We start from the raw sequence: 15655 nt of genomic DNA, 5'->3' as shown, positions 1-15655 counted from the left end.
TCCAATAGAGGAGCCCCCTACGGCCCCCGGGCCGAGGTCAGTTCCCCGTCGAGGAGGGACCGGCATGACCCACCCCCTGCACGGACGCGAACGCGAGACACGGGCGATCGAGGCGATGCTCGACCGGGCCCGCGGCGGGCACGGCGGAGCCCTGGCCGTCGCCGGCGACCCCGGCGTCGGCCGGACGGCGCTGCTGGAGGCGGCCGTCCGCGCGGCCGGGCCCGCCTTCCGGACGATCGGGACCACCGGCGTCCCCGGGGAGACGTCCGTCCCGTACGCGGGGCTGCACCGGCTGCTGCGGCCGCTCGCCGCGGAGACCGCGCAGCTGCCGCCCGCGCACCGCGGCGCGCTCGGCACGATCATGGACGGCACGCCGAGCGCCGCGCGGTTCGTCCTCTACACGGCGGTGTGCGAGCTGCTCAGCCTCACCGCGCGCGGCGGCCCCCTGCTGTGCTGGGCGGACGACGTGCAGTGGCTCGACCCCGGCTCGCTGGAGGTGCTGGCGTTCGCGGCGCGCCGCGTCCAGGACGAGCCGATCGCCGTGCTGTTCGCCACCCGCGACGACGCGGGCGACGCGGGCGGGCTCGCCGGCATCCCGCGGCTGCGGCTCGCGCCGCTCGACGAGGAGGCGAGCCGCCGCGTCTTACAGGACGCGATCGGCTCCGGCCCCGCCGGCGGCAGCCTGGACGGCACCGGCGGCGGCGACCTCGCCGAGGAGATCGTCGACCTGGCGTGCGGGCGGCCCCTCGCGATCCGGGAGCTGGCCGCCGCGCTGACGACCGCGCAGCTGTCCGGGGCCGCCCGGCCGCCGCGCGCGCTTCCCGCGGGCAGCGCCCTGCGCGCCCTGCACCGCCGCCGCTACCTCGACCTGCCGGCCGGTGCGCGGCGGCTCGTGCTGATGGCGGTGGCCGAGGAGTGGATCGGCGCCGGCACGATGGCGCGCGCCGCCCGGCGGGGCGGCGCGGACCCGGCCGACCTCGACGCGGCCCGCGAGTCGGGCCTGCTGCGGTTCGAGGGCGAGGGCGTCGCGGTGCGCGACCGGCTCGTCCAGTCCTCGCTGTGGGCGGACGCGTCCCGGGAGGAGCGGCGGGACGCGCACGCGCTGCTCGCCGAGGTGCTCGACCGGGAATGGCAGCGGCCCCGCCGGATCTGGCACCGCGCCGCCGTCACCGGCGAACCCGACGACCGGGTCGCCGCCGAGCTCGCGGCCGCGGCGGGCGCGGCCCAGCGCGCCGGGCGCTACGCCGACTCGTGGCGGCTCTGGCGGCGCGCCGCGACGCTCACCGTGGAGCACCGCGTCCGCACCGACCGGTTCCTGTGCGCCGCCGGGGACGCGTGGGCGAGCGGGCGGTCCCGGCGGGCCCGCGCCATGCTCCGGCAGGTCCGCCCGCCCGCCTGCGACGTGACGCGCGCCGCCCGCGCCGCGCTGCTGCGCGGCGAGATCGAGGTCGCGGCGGGCTGCCCGGCGACGGCGGTCCCCGTGCTGCGGGACGCGGCCGAGCGGCTCGCCGGGTCGGACGCGGAGGCGGCGCGGACCGCGCTGATGTGGGCCGCCGAGGCCGCCGACGCGTCCGGCGACGCGCACACCTACCTGGAGATCGCCGACCGGGCGGCGTCCCTGCCGCCCGCCGGCGACGCGCGCGGGGAGCTGATGCTCGCCTACCTCGGCGGCATGGCGGCCACCGTCCGCGGCCGGTACCGGGAGGCGGCGGAGCGGCTCGGCACCGCCGCCCGGCTCGGCGCGGACATCGCCGACCCGGCCGCGCGGGCGTGGGCGGCGCTCGCCGCGTTCGCGCTGGGCGACGGGCCGCGCACCCGCTCCCTCGCCGCCGAGGCCGTCGCGTCCGCGCGGCGGGCCGGCAACGCGCCCGCCGAGTCGTACGCGCTGCTGGTCGCCGGGCGGTGCGAGGCGCTCCTCGGGCACCCGCCGGCGCCCATCGCCGCCTGCCACGACGGGCTGCGGCTCGCCCGCGCCACCCGGCTGCACGGCCACGCCACCGAGCAGCTCGCCACGCTCGCGCTGACCGCCGCGTTCAACGGCGACGCGGCGGCGGCCGACGCGCACCTGGCCCGGCTCACCGGCACCGCCGACCGGCGCGGCCTCACCCGCGCCGCCGCGCTCGGCACGTGGGCGCCCGCCTGCCTGGACCTCGCCGCGGACCGCCCCGCCGACGCCGCCGCGCGGCTGCGGCTGCCGGGCGGGGCCGGGCTCGCCCATCCGCCGTCGCGGCTGTTCGCCGTCCCGCACCTGGTGGAGGCGCTGGTGCGCACCGGCGACCACGAGCGGGCCGCGCGCGCCTACGAGCACTTCCGCCGCTGGACCGACGGCGTCGGCTCGGCGCCCGGGCGGGAGGCGCTCAGCCGCCGCTGCCGCGCCCTGCTCGCGGAACGCGACGCCGAGGCGGAGGAGCACTTCACCGAGGCCCTGCGGCTGCACGAGGCCGCCGGGGCGGTGTTCGAGCTCGCCCGCACGGAGCTGCTGTACGGGCACCGGCTGCGGCGCGGCCGGCGGCCCCGCGCCGCCCGCGGGCACCTGCGCGCCGCGCTGCGGATCTTCGAGCGGTACGGCGCCGTCCCGTGGGCCGCGCAGGCCGGCGCGGAGCTGCGCGCCGCCGGCGAGACCGTCGCGCCCCCCGCCGCGGCGCCGCCCGTCCCCGAGCGGGGGGTGGGGACGGGCGGCGCGCGGGGCGCGGAGTCCGCGCCGCCGCGCGCCGCGAACGGGTTCGGGAAGCTGACCGCGCAGCAGGCGCACATCGCCCGGATGGCCGCCGAGGGCGCCACCAACCGGGAGATCGCGGCGCGGCTGCTGCTCAGCCCGCGGACGATCGACCATCATCTCCGCAACGTCTTCACCCGGCTCGGGATCCGGTCGCGCGTCGAGCTGGCCCGCCTCATCCGCTGAGCCCGCCGGGGCGGGTCAGACCTCCTCGTACTCCTCCTCGCGCGCCTTGGCGTTCTTGGCGGACGACGACTTGGCGTTGCTCTTGGAGGCGCTCGACGACTTCGAGCTCTCCTTGGAGCCGTCCTTCGCGGACGTCTCCTCCTCCACGGCCTCCTCGTGCGTCCGGACGACCTCGCTGTCGCGGATCTCGCCGCGCCAGCCCTCGATCTCGTCCGCGCGGGTCAGCGACTGCGTCATCACGTACCGGCGGAAGTGCTTGAGTTCGAGGCGGGCCCGGCGGCCCTGCGCGCGCCAGAGGTTCCCGGTCTTCTCCATGAAGCCCTGCGGGTGGTATTCGAGGACGACCAGGACGCGGGTCAGGTTCGGGGACAGCTCATGGAAGCTGACCGTCCCGTCCACGTGCCCCTTCGGGCCCTTCGAGCGCCACACGATGTGGTCGTCGGGGACCTGCTCGATGATCGTGGACTCCCAGGTCCGGGCGGACCAGAAGATCTTGGCCTTCCAGTTCAGCTTGGTCTCGTCGGCCTGGTCGACGCTGATGACCTTCTTCATGAAGGACGGGTAGTCCTGGAACTGCGTCCACTGGTCGTAGACGAGGCGGCGCGGCGCGCCCACGTCGATGTGCTCGACGATGTTGGTGACCTTCACCTTCTTGCCGCCGCCGCCCTTGCCGCCCTTCTTGCCGTCGCCGTCGTCCTTGCCCTTGCCGCCGGGGAGGGCGCCGCCGACCGTGCTCTTGAGCTGGCCGAGCACGCCGTGCCCGTTGTCCTTGCTCTCGTTCTTGCTCTCGTTCTCGCGCTCGTCCTTGCCGCCCTCGTCCTGCTTCTTGGACTCGGTCTTCTCGGGAGATTCGGCCTTCTCCTCGCCGGGGTTGCCGCCGGGGTTCCGGTCCTGCCCGCCCCCGCGCCCGCCGAGGGCCCGGCTCGCCGCGACGGCCGCGCCGGCGCCGAGCAGGACGCCGCCCGCGGTGCCCACGGCCCGCCCGCCCGGCAGGCCCTTCGGGAGGTTCTTGGAGAGACGGCCCAGGTCGGGGATGCGCTTGCGGCGCCCGCCGGGGAGATGCTTGGTGATCTGTCCGATGGGCGCCCGGCCCATCAGGCTTCCGCGTGCCATTGTGTGTCTACCTCACTCGGGGGTTGTGACGATCTCGCCGTCGCGGATCTCGCCTCGCCAGCCCTCGACCTCGTCGGGGCGGGTCAGCGCCTGTGTCATCACGTGACGGCGGAAATGCTTCAGTTCAAGGCGGGCCCGGCGGCCCTGCGCGCGCCAGAGGTTGCCGGTCCGCTCGAAGAGACCGGCGGGGTGGTACTCCAGGACGAGCAGGACGCGGGTCAGGTCGGGGGTCAGCTCGTGGAAGCTGACGGCCCCGTCCACGTGGCCCTTCGGCCCCTTGGAGCGCCACACGATGTGCTCGTCGGGGACCTGCTCGGTGATCGTCGACTCCCACGTCCGGCTGGACAGGAAGATCTTCGCCTTCCAGTGCAGCTTCTCGTCGGACGCCTGGTCGACGCTCTCGACCTTCTTCATGAAGGACGGGTAGTCCTGGAACCGCGTCCACTGGTCGTAGACGAGGCGGCGCGGCGCGCCCACATCGATCTGCTCGACGATGTTGGTCGGTTTCCCCCTTCGCCCACGCCCGAAGATGCCGGCGAGGGTCTCCTTCAGGGCCGTCCAGCCGAAGCTCAGCAGCGCGCGGAGCGGGGACTTGCCGTCCCGCAGCGCCTTCACCCCGGCCAGCGCGGCCTTGCCCAGCGGACCCGCCTGTTCGGCCTTCGCGACGAGACGCCGGGTCTCGCGCTCCAGCCGCCGCTCGGCCCGGCGCAGGACGCGGCGGCCGAGGCGCCGGGCCGACAGGGCCGCGGCGACCCCGCCCGCGCCCGCGGCGGCGCCGAGCGCCGTGCCGGCGGCGGTGCCGGTCCGGAATCTCATGTCCTGTCCACCTCGTCGTCCACTCGGATACGGCGCCGGGTTACCCGGTCAAGACCGGGCAAAACAGGCCGCAGGCCAACAACGAGGCATTCCGGTACAACGATCGTCGGCTCCGGCGTCCCTCGCAGGACCGGCCGAGCGCGTCAGAAGGGCTGGGGGCGTCGGTTGCTCTGCCCGCGCGGCGCCTAGGAGGTGAGGTGGCCTTCGAGGATGGTCTGGGTGATCTGGGGGCGGTCCCAGAGGGCCAGCAGCTCGTTGGCGAGGGACACGACCGGCAGCGGGTGGCGGTCGCCGTGCACCTCGATCGCGGCGGCGGAGAGGCTGCGCGGGACGGCTCCGGCGTCCAGGAGGACGCGCCACTCGTCCGGGCCGAGCTCCAGGAACTCCAGGCCGGTCAGCTTGGCGATCTCCAGCGGGTCGGCGAGCGTCCCGGGGTAGGCGGTGAGGGTCCGCAGCCGGGGCAGCCCGGCCAGCGGGGCGAGGCTCAGCGGCTCCCCCTCCCAGACGCCGATGCTGACGACCTCCAGTTCCGGGTGGGCGGCGGCGTGGACGCTCGGCAGGTCCCGGTAGTTGATCCTGGCCACGGCCGGCGAATCGTCCCTCCGGTCGGAGCGCGGTTCGTCGCGGCCGTTCACCACGAGGTCGGTGAGCGAGTCGGCCAGCAGGTCGGCGCCGATGCTCTGCTCATGGCCGATCATGATGATCTGCCCCACGCGGCCGGCCGGGCCCGGGGTCAGGTCGACCGCCAGCCGGTCGCCGCCGCCGTTGTCGCCGAAGGCGATCCAGCCGGGCGAGCCGACCACCCCCTGCACCGCCGCGCCGGGCGGGGTGACGACCGCCTCCTGCGCCGCGAACCGCCACGGGCACGGGCGGGACGGCGGGTCGGCGATGTACACCTCCTCCAGCGGGAACAGCTCGCAGCCGACCGCCTCGGCGGCGCGTTCGGCCGCCTCGTAGTCGTCGCCCCAGTCGTCCCACCGTCCGCGCATCACCCGGTAGAGCGCCTTCAGCTCGGCGGGCAGCGCGACGCCGAGGCGGGCCTCCGCCGCGGCGATCTCGGCCTCCGTGGCGCCGGTCGCGCCGGGGAGCCGCTCGCGGAGCGTCCGTCCCAGCAGGGCCGGGTCCGCGGACGGGGCCGGCGCCGCGCCGGGCACCGGGTCGGGAAGGCGGCGCCAAGGCTCCGGGACGGCCTGGTCGACCAGGACGAGCGCACCCGGGTGCGGCCCGATGCCCGCTTCGACGGCGGGGCTGGGATCGAGGAGGTAGAGGACGGTCCGCCCGGTCGGCCCGATCTCCGCGACGAAGGAGATCTCCTCGTCGTCGGCGAGGGCGCTCTGCACGCGTCCGACCGCGTCGAACTCCTCCTGCATGTCCTCGACCTGGAGAGCGCGGCCGGGCGGCGGAAGGCGCGGCGGGAGGGGCAGGCTCCACCCGTAGCGGCCGATCCGCCCGGCGACGTGGCCGTCCGGGGCGGCGAGGGCCTTCGCGTTGCCCGCGCGCAGGAGCCGCAACAGGGGCTCCCAGGTGCCGAAGTCGTTGATCGCGGGCAATGGCGCCTCCCGGTCCCTCCGTGATCGTGGCGGCAATTATCACGGAAGATCGCACGGGCGGCCGGGGATTGGCCGCATTGCCGGGTTGTCCGGGGCGCGGTGCCCGTGCGAGCGTGAAGCGTGGTCGACGTTTCCGAGCGTGTGCGGCGCCGTGTCCGTGCCGACTTCCCGCACCACGTCCCGCAGGTGACCGAGGCTCTGGCGGGGCTGACCAGCGATGTCTTTCGCGGCGAGCCTCGCGATTCCATCCATGTCGAGCGCATTCAGGTCGCCGCTCTCGTGCTGGCCCGAGGGCATCTGGGCGAGCTGGACGAGGCGATATCGCTCGGCCGCACGGATTGGCGGGACCTGCTCGTCGCCGCCGGCCTGGCGGACGAGGGCTGGCAGGAGCTCGTGGAGAACGAGCTGGCGGTCGATCCCGCGCCTCATGCGTGGATCGTTCCCGGCAGGAGGCGACCGAAGTCCTGACGCCGCTCGATCGGCGGTCAGGCGCGGAGTGACCGGGTGATGGCGTGCTGCCAGTCCGTCAGGAAGGCCGGGTAGCCGGCGGCGAATTCACGGAGGCCGGGCGCGGCGGCTTCGGTCAGTGCGGTGAGCTCGTATGTGACCGTCACTTCGGTTCGTCCGCCCGTTCCGTTCAGGCTGACGGTGACCGTTCCGGCGGTGGTCTGCGGGGTGACGCGGGCGTAGCGGATGCGGCGGCCCGGGGTGCTGTCGAGGACGATCCACGTGGTGGCGTGTCCGTGGGCATCGGTCTGGAAGACCGTCCCCGGCACGGCGTCGTCGGTGACGGGCAGGGGAAAGCGCGGCTTCCAATGCGCGGCCCAGCGTTCTTCGCCCCGCGCGGTGAACAGCTCGAACGCCCGGTCGGGCGGGAGCGGGACGGTCAGGCGGCCGGTGAGCCGGTACTGGGCGTTGGTCGCGGCGCTCATCATGAATCGTCCAGCGTGTGCGCGTCCGCGGCGGTGAGCGTCAGGCCGTAGACGTCCTTGAGCTGCTCGATCTTGGCGAGGGTCTCCGCGGAGAAGGGCGCCTTGCCCTCGAAGGCGTGCAGCGCGATGCCCTCGACGAGGTCGCCCAGGGACAGGTCGAGGTACTCGGCCAGCGCCTTCAGGACCTTCAGCACGTTGCGCTCGATGCGCAGGCCGGTCTGCACCCGCTCAACTGTTACCACGGTAACAATGTAACACGCTCGTCCGGCCTCCGCCCCGGGCGGCCGGCCTCCGGACGTCACGGGTAGGGCGGTACTCCCTGGGGCGTCAGGGGGTGATGACGAGTTTGCCGCGCGTGTGGCCGCCGCGGCTGGCGTCGAACGCGGCGCCCGTCTCCTCCAGCGGGAACGTGCCGGCCACCTCGACCGCGAGCGCGCCGCGGTCGGCGAGACGGGCCAGCTCGGCGAGCTTCGCGCCGTTCGGGCGGACCCAGATCCACTGTCCGCCGTGCTCGTCCACGGTGGGGTCGGCGACGGACACGTGGCGCCCGCCCTCGGCCAGGACCGCGAGCGTCGTGTCCAGCTGGCCGCCCGCGAAGTCGGCGACCGCGGTCACCCCGCCGGGCGCCAGCTCGCGGACGCGTTCGGCCAGCCCGTCCCCGTACGCCACCGGTTCGGCGCCGAGTCCGCGCAGGTAGTCGTGGTTCTTCTCGGACGCCGTGCCGATGACGCGGACACCGCGGTCGCGTCCGATCTGGACCGCGAAGCTCCCCACACCGCCGGACGCCGCGTGGACGAGCAGCACGTCGGCCTCGCCGGCGCCGAGCCGGTCGAGGGCGCGCTGCGCGGTCAGCCCGGCGAGCGGCAGCCCGCCCGCCTCGGGCCAGCCGAGCGCCTCGGGCCTGCGCGCCACGTCGTCCGCCGACACCGCGACGTACTGCGCGAACGTGCCCTGGCCGATGACGTCCTTGCGGGCGTAGGACATGACCTCGTCGCCCGGCCCGAACTCCGGCGTGTCGGGGCCGACCGCTCGGACGACCCCGGCGACGTCCCAGCCGGGGATGACGGGGAACATCGCGTCCATCATCCCGTCGAGGCCGCCGGCCATGACCTTCCAGTCCACGGGGTTGACCCCGGCGGCGCGGACCTCGATCAGCACCTGGCCGGGGCCGACCTTCGGGTCCGGGACGTCCCCGACGGCCAGCCGCGAGTTGTCGGACGCGAACGAGTCATAGGTGACGGCGCGCATGCCTCCACCCTCCCTCCGCGTCCCTCCCCTAAACGCGGCCCGATAGGTAGGAAACCTCCTACGTTTGACACGTAGGAATCCTCCTACGTATCGTCGGGCACATGAACATCACGCATGTGCGGCTGCTGACCGTTCCCGTCTCGGACCTGGACGCGGCCAAGGACTTCTACGCCGGCAAGCTCGGGCTCGAGGTCGTCGCGGACCGCCAGGCGGGCCCGATGCGCTGGCTGCAGGTCGCCCCCGCCGGCGCGCAGACGAGCGTCGTCCTCGCCGATCACGTGCCCGCGCCGGGCAGCGTGCACGGGCTGATGCTGGAGACGGCCGACCTCGACGCGGACTGCGCGAAGCTGCGCGCCGCCGGCGTCGAGGTCGACGGGCCGCAGGACCTGCCGTGGGGCCGCCAGGCCACGCTCACCGATCCCGACGGCAACTCCATCGTGCTGGCCGCGCGGTGACCGCGGACGTCTTCGGGGCGCTGGCCAGCCCGGTCCGCCGGGAGATCACCTCACTGCTGCTGGACGGCCCGCGCCCGGTGAACGACCTCGCCGCGCATTTCGCGATGAGCCGCCCGAGCGTGTCGGAGCACCTCAGGGTGCTGCGGGAGGCCGGGCTGGTCAGCGAGCGGCGGCACGGCCGGCAGCGCGTCTACCGGCTGGAGCCCGCGCCGCTGCGCGAGCTGTCGGAGTGGCTGCTCCCCTACGAGCGGTTCTGGCGGGAGAAGCTCTCCAACCTGCGCGAACTGCTGGACGAGGAGGACCTGTGACCCCGATCGTCGAGGCCGCCGGCCTGGTCAAGCGCTTCGGCCGCGTCGCCGCCCTCGACGGGCTCGACCTCGTCGCCGAGCCCGGCCGGGTCGTGGCCCTGCTCGGGCCGAACGGCGCCGGGAAGACGACGTTCGTCCGGTCCGTCGCGACGCTGGTCCGCCCGGACGGCGGGACGCTGCTCGTGGACGGGGTCGACGCCGCCCGGCACCCCGGCCGGGTGCGCCGGATCATCGGCCTGGCCGGGCAGTACGCGGCCGTCGAGGGGGCCATGACCGGCCGCGAGAACCTGGAGATGACCGCCCGGCTGTTCGGCCTGAGCCGGCGGGCCGCCCGCGCGGCCGCCGCCGACGTCCTCGACCGGCTGTCGCTCGGCGGCGTGGCGGACCGGCTCGTCCGCACCTATTCGGGCGGGCTGCGCCGCCGCCTCGACCTCGGCGCGAGCCTGGTCGGCGCGCCGCGCCTCCTGCTGCTGGACGAGCCCACCACCGGGCTCGACCCGCGCAGCCGCATCGAGCTGTGGGACGCCATCGGCGACCTGGTGGCGAACGGCACGAACGTCCTGCTGACCACCCAGTACCTGGACGAGGCCGACCACCTCGCCGACCACGTCGTCATCATCGACTGCGGCCGCGTCGCCGCCGAGGGCTCGCCCCGCGAGCTGAAGGCCCGGATGGGCGGCGACCTGATCGAGATCCACGTCCGCGACCACGCCGCCCTCGAACCGGCCGCGGACGCCCTGCGGGCGGTCGGCGACGTCCACACCGATCCGGCGTCGCTGCTGCTGACGCTCACGGCGGAGAACGGCCCCGACGACCTCATGAAGGCCGCCCATGCACTGGCCGACCACCGCGCCGTCATCGAGGACATGACCCTCCGCCGCCCGACGCTCGACGAGGTCTTCCTCGCCCTCACCGCCCCCGCCCAGACCACCACCGCATGACCAGAGGAGATCACCGTGGCAGTAACGCAGGCGTCCGGCGGGTCCGGGCTGGGGGCGGCGAGCTGGGTCATCGCCCAGCGCGGGGTCCGGCGCACGCTCCGGACGCCGCAGATCATCGTGATGGGGCTCGTCCAGAGCATCGCGTTCCTGCTGATCTTCCGCTACGTGTTCGGCGGGGCGATCGGGACGGGCGGCATCGGCTACGTCGACTACATGATCCCCGGGCTGCTGACGGTGAGCGGGCTGTTCGCCGGGATGAGCGCGGCGGTGGCGGTCGCCGATGACCTGGCGTCCGGCCGCCTCGACCGCCTCATGTCGCTGCCGATGCCGCGCACGGCCGTCATCGCCGGGCAGGTCGCGGCGGACACGGTGCGCGTCGCGCTGATCCTCGCGGTGAGCACCGCGCTGGCCTTCGCCGTGGGGTTCCGGGTGCACGCGGGCTGGGCGCCGGCGCTCGCCGGGTTCGGCCTGTGCGTCCTCTTCGGGTTCGCGTTCGTGTGGATGTTCGTCGCGCTGGGGCTGCTCACCGCGAACCCGCAGGCGGCGCAGGGCGCCGGATTCCTGGCGCTGCCGCTGAGCTTCGTGTCCAGCGCCTACGTGCCGGTGGACACGATGCCCGGATGGCTGCGGGGCTTCGCGGAGAACCAGCCGGTCACTGTCATGATGGACACCGTCCGAGTCCTGACGCAGGGCGAGGCGGCGTCCGCGCTGCTCGGCCACGGCGCCGCCCACTACGTGCCGCGGGCGCTGGCGTGGACCGCCGGGATCATCGCGGTCTCCGGCCTCGTCGCCGTCACCCGCGCACGCCGGACGTGAGGCTGCGACGCCCCGCACGGGGCCGGAGGGGGACGGCGTGAGCGGTGAACGCGCGTCGATCGAGGTGGACGAGTTCCTGCCGCATCCGCCGGCCAAGGTGTGGCGGGCGCTCACCGAGCCCGACCTGCTGGCCCGCTGGCTGATGCCGAACGACTTCAAGCCCGTCGTGGGGCACCGGTTCACGTTCACCGCCCCGCCGATCCCGAACGTCGGCTTCGACGGGAGGATCGCCTGCCGGGTCCTCGACATCGACGAGGAGCGCCTCCTGCGCATCACCTGGAACGGCGGCGGCCTCGACACGACGGTGACGTGGCGGCTCACCCCCGAGGGCCGCGGCACCCGCCTGTTCATCGAGCACGCGGGCTTCGACCTGGACGACCCCGTCAACGCGTTCGCGTTCCGCGGCATGGGCAGCGGCTGGCGCTCCGGCGTCCTCCGCGCCCTCAACCGAACCCTCACCGCCCTCCCCTGACCCCGGCCCGACCCAGCCCTCGCCGCCCCCGACCCGCCGGGTCCGGGCCGGGTCCATGGCCGTCCGGGCGCTTCGACACTCGCGGCGCCGTCGCGGCTTCTCGGCGCGTGTCGAGGGAAGGCTCGGCGCTTGTCTGGGCGGGCTCGGCGCATGCCGAGGGCGGGCTTGGCGCGTGTCCAGGGCAGGCTCGGGGAGTCAGAGGGGCGGGCTCGGGGAGTCAGAGGGCGGGCTCGGGTTCCAGCGGCGGGGTGTTGGCGAACTGGGTGTTGTGGAGGTCGGCGTAGCGGCCTTCGGCGGCGAGCAGCTCGTCGTGGGCGCCCTGTTCGACGATCCGGCCGTCCTCGATGACGAGGATCTCGTCGGCGGCGCGGATCGTGCTCAGCCGGTGGGCGATGACGATGGCGGTGCGGCCGTCGAGCGCCTCGGCCAGGGCCTCCTGGACGGCGGCCTCGGAGGTGGAGTCGAGGTGGGCGGTGGCCTCGTCCAGGATGACGACGCGCTGGCGGGCGAGGAGGAGGCGGGCGATGGTGAGGCGCTGGCGCTCGCCGCCGGAGAGGCGGTAGCCGCGCTCGCCGACGATGGTGTCGAGGCCGTCCGGCAGCCCCTCGACGAGGGTGTCGAGGCGGGCGCGGCGCAGGACGTCCCAGAGCTCGTCGTCGGTGGCCTCGGGCCGGGCGAGCAGCAGGTTCTCCCGGATGGACTCGTGGAACAGGTGGCCGTCCTGCGTGACCATGCCGAGGGTTTCGCGGATGGCCTGGAAGGACAGGTCGCGGACGTCCACGCCGCCGAGCCGGACGGCGCCGGAGTCGACGTCGTAGAGGCGCGGCAGGAGCTGGGCGATCGTCGACTTGCCCGCGCCCGAGGAGCCGACCAGCGCGATCATCTGGCCGGGTTCGGCGCGGAACGAGATGCCGTGCAGGACGTCCACGCCGCCGCGCGTGTCGAGGGTGGCGACCTCTTCGAGGGACGCGAGGGAGACCTTGTCGGCGGACGGGTAGGCGAAGGTGACGTCCTCGAACTCCACCGAGACCGGGCCGGACGGGACGGTGCGCGGGTCGGGCCGCTCGGCGACGAGGGGCTCCAGGTCGAGGATCTCGAAGACGCGCTCGAAGCTGACGAGGGCGCTCATCACCTCGACGCGGGAGCTGGCGAGGGCGGTCAGCGGCGCGTACAGGCGGGTGAGCAGGAGAGCGAGCGCGACGACGGCGCCGGCGTCGAGGTGGTCGCGCAGCGACAGGAACCCGCCGAGGCCGTAGACGAGGGCGAGGGCCAGCGCCGACACCATGGTGAGCGCCGTGATGAAGACGTGCTGCACCATCGCGGTACGGACGCCGATGTCGCGGACGCGGCGGGCCCGCGCGGCGAACTCCGCCGATTCGCGGTCCGGGCGACCGAACAGCTTCACGAGGGTCGCCCCCGGCGCGGAGAACCGCTCGGTCATCTGCGTGCTCATCGCGGAGTCGTGCGCGGCGGCCTCGCGCTCGAGGCGGGCCAGGCGGGCGCCCATGCGGCGGGCCGGGAGGACGAAGACGGGCAGCAGGAGCAGCGCGAGCAGGGTGATCTGCCACGAGATGCGCACCATCACGGCGAAGGTGAGCAGCACCGTGACCGTGTTGCTGACGACGCCGGAGAGGGTGTCGCTGAAGGCGCGCTGGGCGCCGATCACGTCGTTGTTGAGGCGGCTGACCAGGGCGCCGGTGCGGGTCCGGGTGAAGAACGCGACGGGCATGCGCTGGACGTGGTCGAACACGGCGGTGCGCAGGTCGAGGATCAGCCCCTCGCCGATGCGGGCGGACAGCCACCGGTTGGCGAGGCCCAGCCCGCCCTCGGCGACCGCGAGGACGGCGATGAGCACCGCGAGCCAGACGACGGTGGACGTCGCGGCGCGGTCGACGATCGCGTTGACGACCCATCCGGCGAGTACGGGCGTCGCCACCGCGATGACCGCCATCACCACGCTGAGCAGGAGGAACGCGGCCAGCGGGCGCCGGTGCGGGCGGGCGAACCCGGCGATGCGGCGCAGGGTCGCCTTGGAGAACGGTCTGCTGTCCCGCGCGTTCATGGCATGGTGCAGCGACATCCACGCCGTGACTTCCATGTCCATGGAGCCCCCTGAAGATCGTTAGCCTGGACCGGCAAGCATGCGACCTCAAGGCGGCTTGAGGTCAAGTCGTGACCGCGATCCAGCATCACGCGGGGGTACGACATTTCTGCGGAGGCGAGCATGGACATCGGACGGATCCGGACCGACACCCCGGGGTGCGCGAGGGTCGCCCACCTCAACAACGCCGGCGCCGCGCTGCCTCCCTATCCCGTCATCGAGGCCGTCAACGGGCATTTCGCGCTGGAGTCGACGATCGGCGGGTACGAGGCGGCCGAGCAGAACGCGGAGGCCGTCCAGCACTTCTACGACGCCGTGGCCGGGCTCATCGGCGCGCGCGCAGACGAGGTCGCCTACGTGGAGAACGCCACCCGCGCGTGGGACATGGCGTTCTACTCGATCCCGTTCGCGGACGGCGACCGCATCCTGACGACGACCAGCGAGTACTCCAGCAACGCGATCGCCTACCGGCAGATGGCCGAGGCCAAGGGCGCCAGGGTGGACGTCGTCCCGGACGAGGCGGACGGAACCCTTTCGCTGGAGGCGTTGGAGGCCGAACTCGCCAAGGGCGATGTCCGCCTGGTGTCGCTCAACCACATCCCCACGCAGAACGGGCTCATCAACCCGGCCGCCGAGGTCGGGCGGCTCTGCCGCGAGCACGGCGTCCTCTACCTCCTGGACGCATGCCAGTCGGTCGGCCAGCTCGCCGTCGACGTGGAGGAGATCGGCTGCGACATGCTCTCCGCGACCGGCCGCAAGTACCTGCGCGGCCCGCGCGGGACCGGGTTCCTGTACGTGCGCCGCGACATCCTGCGGACCCTCGTCCCGCCGTTCCTGGACCTGCGGGCCGCCGACTGGAAGTCACCGGACGGCATCGAGATGCGCGACGACGCCCGGCGCTTCGAGACGTGGGAGCGGTACGTCGCCGGGCAGATCGGCCTGGGCGTCGCCGCGGACTATGCGACCGGCCTCGGCATGGCGAACATCGAGGCCCGCGTGACCGACCTCGCCGCCAAGCTGCGCGCCGCCCTGGCCGAACGCCCTGGCGTCACTGTCCTCGACAAGGGTGCACGGCAGTCCGGGATCGTCACCTTCACCGTGGACGGCCACGAACCCGACGCCATCAAGAAGGCCGCACGCGCACACGATGTCAACATCAACGTCACGTACCCCGCATCACACGGATACGACCCGGACGCCCGGCCGACGGCCGTGCGGGCCTCCGTGCACTACTACAACACCGAGGGGGAGCTGGAGCGGCTGCTGGCCGCCCTGCCCCAAAAGTGAGCGCGCCCGGGGTCGGAGGATGGGCACCGGTAGGCGACCTCCGGACGCGCCCACTGGTCGGGAATAAGTCAGGTGTTGGGGCGTGCGGCGCTGATGTCCGCGAGCGCCGACTCCGAGTCCTTCTCCATCGCGAGGTCGCCGATGGAGACGATGCCCACCGGGCGGCCGTCCTCCATGACCGGGAGCCGCCGCACCGACCGCTCGCGCATGATCTGCGCGGCCTTGTCCAGCGTGTCGTCGGGGCCGATGGTCGCGGTCACCCGGCTGGCGATGCCGCCGATCTTCGCCTGGGCCGGGTCGCCGCCGGCGGCGAGCCCGCGAATGACCAGGTCGCGGTCGGTGACGACGCCCATGAGGTCGTCGCCGTCCGCCACCAGCACGGCGCCGATGTCCTCGTCCCGCATCGCCCGCGCCACCGTGACGAGGTCGAGCTCCGGCGACACCGACGTCGGCGAGCCGGTCATGATTTCGCGGATCTTCGTGGCCATGGGAATGCTCACTCCTTGAGCCTCGTGAACCGTTGTGCTGGGCCCGGGCTGATCCGGCCCCTACCCGGCAGGAACGGGATCACTCACGACGCCCCGGACGCGTCGGGCATCCGGCTCGCCCCGGCCGTCCCCTCGCGGAACACGGCGGCCGCGCATGCGAATCAGCGCGAACCTTCTCGATAAACTGCGCATCCTTCACTATGCACGGGGTTGTCGGGGGGACCGC

At 74.1% G+C, this 15655-nt stretch carries 16 protein-coding genes; 8 read left to right on the top strand and 8 right to left on the bottom strand.

Going from position 1 to position 15655, the window contains the following annotated elements; translation table 11 throughout:
* Positions 1-64: 64 nt before the first annotated feature.
* Positions 65-2902 carry a helix-turn-helix transcriptional regulator gene (locus ABTW95_RS00750; protein ID WP_500223445.1) on the top strand — a complete coding sequence of 946 codons (2838 nt, stop codon included), beginning with the start codon at positions 65-67 and terminating at the stop codon, positions 2900-2902.
* A 15-nt stretch (positions 2903-2917) separates the two neighbouring features.
* On the opposite strand, the gene ABTW95_RS00745 is transcribed toward ABTW95_RS00750, so the two are convergent.
* From ABTW95_RS00745 to ABTW95_RS00735, 3 genes are all read right to left on the bottom strand, one after another.
* Complete coding sequence (locus tag ABTW95_RS00745; protein ID WP_500223443.1) at positions 2918-4015, bottom strand: SRPBCC family protein; 1098 nt, start codon at positions 4013-4015, stop codon at positions 2918-2920.
* 12 nt (positions 4016-4027) lie between these two features.
* Entirely contained in the window at positions 4028-4831 is an 804-nt protein-coding gene (locus ABTW95_RS00740; protein WP_396447627.1) for an SRPBCC family protein, read from the bottom strand.
* 185 nt (positions 4832-5016) lie between these two features.
* Complete coding sequence (locus tag ABTW95_RS00735) at positions 5017-6381, bottom strand: SMI1/KNR4 family protein (RefSeq protein ID WP_500223441.1); 1365 nt, start codon at positions 6379-6381, stop codon at positions 5017-5019.
* A gap of 120 nt (positions 6382-6501) precedes the next feature.
* Here ABTW95_RS00735 and ABTW95_RS00730 point away from each other — a divergent pair, with 120 nt between their 5' ends.
* On the top strand, positions 6502-6849 hold the full coding sequence (locus ABTW95_RS00730; RefSeq protein ID WP_396447629.1) for a hypothetical protein: 348 nt from the start codon (positions 6502-6504) through the stop codon (positions 6847-6849).
* Between the two features lie 17 nt (positions 6850-6866).
* Here ABTW95_RS00730 and ABTW95_RS00725 read toward each other — a convergent pair whose 3' ends face one another.
* The 3 genes from ABTW95_RS00725 to ABTW95_RS00715 all read right to left on the bottom strand — a co-directional run bounded on the left by ABTW95_RS00725 (position 6867) and on the right by ABTW95_RS00715 (position 8561).
* Positions 6867-7313, bottom strand: coding sequence for an SRPBCC family protein (locus tag ABTW95_RS00725; protein WP_500223438.1), 447 nt, complete (start codon positions 7311-7313; stop codon positions 6867-6869).
* Complete coding sequence (locus ABTW95_RS00720) at positions 7313-7555, bottom strand: hypothetical protein (protein WP_396447631.1); 243 nt, start codon at positions 7553-7555, stop codon at positions 7313-7315. The genes ABTW95_RS00725 and ABTW95_RS00720 overlap by 1 nt, the downstream gene beginning before the upstream one ends.
* 85 nt (positions 7556-7640) lie before the next feature.
* The gene (locus tag ABTW95_RS00715) at positions 7641-8561 is read right to left on the bottom strand and encodes an NADP-dependent oxidoreductase (RefSeq protein WP_500223436.1); all 921 of its coding nucleotides are present in this window, start codon (positions 8559-8561) and stop codon (positions 7641-7643) included.
* Positions 8562-8662: 101 nt separating this feature from the next.
* On the opposite strand from ABTW95_RS00715, the gene ABTW95_RS00710 reads away from it, so the two are divergent.
* The 5 genes from ABTW95_RS00710 to ABTW95_RS00690 are packed head-to-tail and all read left to right on the top strand — an operon-like array spanning position 8663 to position 11553.
* Positions 8663-9016, top strand: coding sequence for a VOC family protein (locus ABTW95_RS00710; RefSeq protein WP_500223434.1), 354 nt, complete (start codon positions 8663-8665; stop codon positions 9014-9016).
* Positions 9013-9324, top strand: a complete 312-nt coding sequence (locus ABTW95_RS00705; RefSeq protein ID WP_500223432.1) for an ArsR/SmtB family transcription factor — start codon at positions 9013-9015, stop codon at positions 9322-9324. The genes ABTW95_RS00710 and ABTW95_RS00705 overlap by 4 nt, the downstream gene beginning before the upstream one ends.
* A complete protein-coding gene (locus tag ABTW95_RS00700) occupies positions 9321-10265 on the top strand; it encodes an ATP-binding cassette domain-containing protein (protein ID WP_500223429.1) in 945 nt (314 codons plus the stop codon). Before ABTW95_RS00705 ends, ABTW95_RS00700 begins: the two co-directional genes overlap by 4 nt.
* 15 nt (positions 10266-10280) lie before the next feature.
* On the top strand, positions 10281-11081 hold the full coding sequence (locus ABTW95_RS00695) for an ABC transporter permease (protein WP_396447634.1): 801 nt from the start codon (positions 10281-10283) through the stop codon (positions 11079-11081).
* A gap of 37 nt (positions 11082-11118) precedes the next feature.
* Complete coding sequence (locus ABTW95_RS00690) at positions 11119-11553, top strand: SRPBCC family protein (RefSeq protein WP_500223427.1); 435 nt, start codon at positions 11119-11121, stop codon at positions 11551-11553.
* A gap of 217 nt (positions 11554-11770) precedes the next feature.
* Here the strand turns inward: ABTW95_RS00690 and ABTW95_RS00685 are convergent, their stop codons facing one another.
* Entirely contained in the window at positions 11771-13657 is a 1887-nt protein-coding gene (locus ABTW95_RS00685) for an ABC transporter ATP-binding protein (protein ID WP_500223425.1), read from the bottom strand.
* Between the two features lie 120 nt (positions 13658-13777).
* On the opposite strand from ABTW95_RS00685, the gene ABTW95_RS00680 reads away from it, so the two are divergent.
* Entirely contained in the window at positions 13778-14941 is a 1164-nt protein-coding gene (locus tag ABTW95_RS00680) for an aminotransferase class V-fold PLP-dependent enzyme (RefSeq protein WP_500223423.1), read from the top strand.
* Between the two features lie 68 nt (positions 14942-15009).
* Here ABTW95_RS00680 and ABTW95_RS00675 read toward each other — a convergent pair whose 3' ends face one another.
* The gene (locus tag ABTW95_RS00675) at positions 15010-15429 is read right to left on the bottom strand and encodes a CBS domain-containing protein (protein ID WP_500223421.1); all 420 of its coding nucleotides are present in this window, start codon (positions 15427-15429) and stop codon (positions 15010-15012) included.
* Positions 15430-15655: the final 226 nt, after the last annotated feature.

The organism is Spirillospora sp. NPDC127506, assembly GCF_040302145.1.
Classification (GTDB): Bacteria; Actinomycetota; Actinomycetes; order Streptosporangiales; family Streptosporangiaceae; genus Spirillospora.
Note: the sequence above shows the minus strand (reverse complement) of the source record. Positions and strands in the feature narration are given on the sequence as shown.

Bases quoted from the DNA above. Each gene is read 5' to 3' on its own strand.
- ABTW95_RS00725 (WP_500223438.1), bottom strand. From the start codon at position 7,313: ATGAGCGCCGCGACCAACGCCCAGTACCGGCTCACCGGCCGCCTGACC.
- ABTW95_RS00750 (WP_500223445.1), top strand. From the start codon at position 65: ATGACCCACCCCCTGCACGGACGCGAACGCGAGACACGGGCGATCGAG.
- ABTW95_RS00675 (WP_500223421.1), bottom strand. From the start codon at position 15,429: ATGGCCACGAAGATCCGCGAAATCATGACCGGCTCGCCGACGTCGGTG.
- ABTW95_RS00715 (WP_500223436.1), bottom strand. From the start codon at position 8,561: ATGCGCGCCGTCACCTATGACTCGTTCGCGTCCGACAACTCGCGGCTG.
- ABTW95_RS00745 (WP_500223443.1), bottom strand. From the start codon at position 4,015: ATGGCACGCGGAAGCCTGATGGGCCGGGCGCCCATCGGACAGATCACC.
- ABTW95_RS00710 (WP_500223434.1), top strand. From the start codon at position 8,663: ATGAACATCACGCATGTGCGGCTGCTGACCGTTCCCGTCTCGGACCTG.
- ABTW95_RS00680 (WP_500223423.1), top strand. From the start codon at position 13,778: ATGGACATCGGACGGATCCGGACCGACACCCCGGGGTGCGCGAGGGTC.
- ABTW95_RS00685 (WP_500223425.1), bottom strand. From the start codon at position 13,657: ATGGACATGGAAGTCACGGCGTGGATGTCGCTGCACCATGCCATGAAC.
- ABTW95_RS00740 (WP_396447627.1), bottom strand. From the start codon at position 4,831: ATGAGATTCCGGACCGGCACCGCCGCCGGCACGGCGCTCGGCGCCGCC.